Origin of the sequence: Autumnicola edwardsiae (assembly GCF_031846505.1) — a bacterium.
Lineage (GTDB): Bacteria > Bacteroidota > Bacteroidia > Flavobacteriales > Flavobacteriaceae > Autumnicola > Autumnicola edwardsiae.
Genome location: NZ_JAVRHP010000291.1, coordinates 1 through 586, shown reverse-complemented (window position 1 = coordinate 586; position 586 = coordinate 1). Strand labels below are relative to the sequence as shown.

Annotated in this window: 2 protein-coding genes; both read left to right on the top strand. The window is 31.4% G+C overall.

Annotated elements, in window-relative coordinates; translation table 11 throughout:
* The first annotated feature begins 69 nt into the window (after window positions 1–69).
* Entirely contained in the window at window positions 70–303 is a 234-nt protein-coding gene (locus RM529_RS17710; protein ID WP_224470324.1) for a hypothetical protein, read from the top strand.
* Window positions 287–586, top strand: a 300-nt coding sequence (locus tag RM529_RS17705; RefSeq protein WP_311486052.1) for a type II toxin-antitoxin system RelE/ParE family toxin, incomplete at its 3' end; no start/stop codon positions are given. The genes RM529_RS17710 and RM529_RS17705, both read left to right, overlap by 17 nt.

The following is a 586-nucleotide window of genomic DNA, read 5'->3' as shown; positions in this document are numbered from 1 at the left end:
ACGTTATGCAGCAGTTAAAAACATTTGAACAATCAGAGATATTTAAGTTCAAAATTGTAAATTTGAGTTATGGACATAAATCTTCAAAATAAAAAAATAGAATTAATTCAGTGGTTGTCAACCCTGAATGACCAATCCATCATTGAAAAAATAATGAAGTTGCGCGAGAGTGAGAAAACGGACTGGTGGAAAGAAATCTCCAAAGAAGAAAAAAAATCTATAGAACAAGGAATTAAAGATGCTGATTCCGGAAAATTAAAATCTCATTCAGAAGCAAGAAAATTATATGAAAAGTGGTTATAAAATTCGATGGACTGACCACGCACTTTCCGAATTAGAAGATACCTTAGAACATTTAGAAAAAAACTGGACGGACAGAGAACTTAAAAATTTCTCTCAGGAACTTGATCATACAATTGAATTAATTTCTAAAAATCCAGAACTCTTTCCAACTTCCAAACAGAAGAAAACTGTTAGAAGAGCGGTGGTTGCAAAATTTAATAATCTCTACTACCGACAAAATAACGAAACCATTGAAATTTTATCTCTTTTTTCCAACAGGCAAGATCCGAACAAGATAAAAATT

What these genes read in the sequence shown, in the direction of transcription:
- RM529_RS17710 (WP_224470324.1), top strand. Translation starts at nt 70, where the DNA reads ATGGACATAAATCTTCAAAATAAAAAAATAGAATTAATTCAGTGGTTG.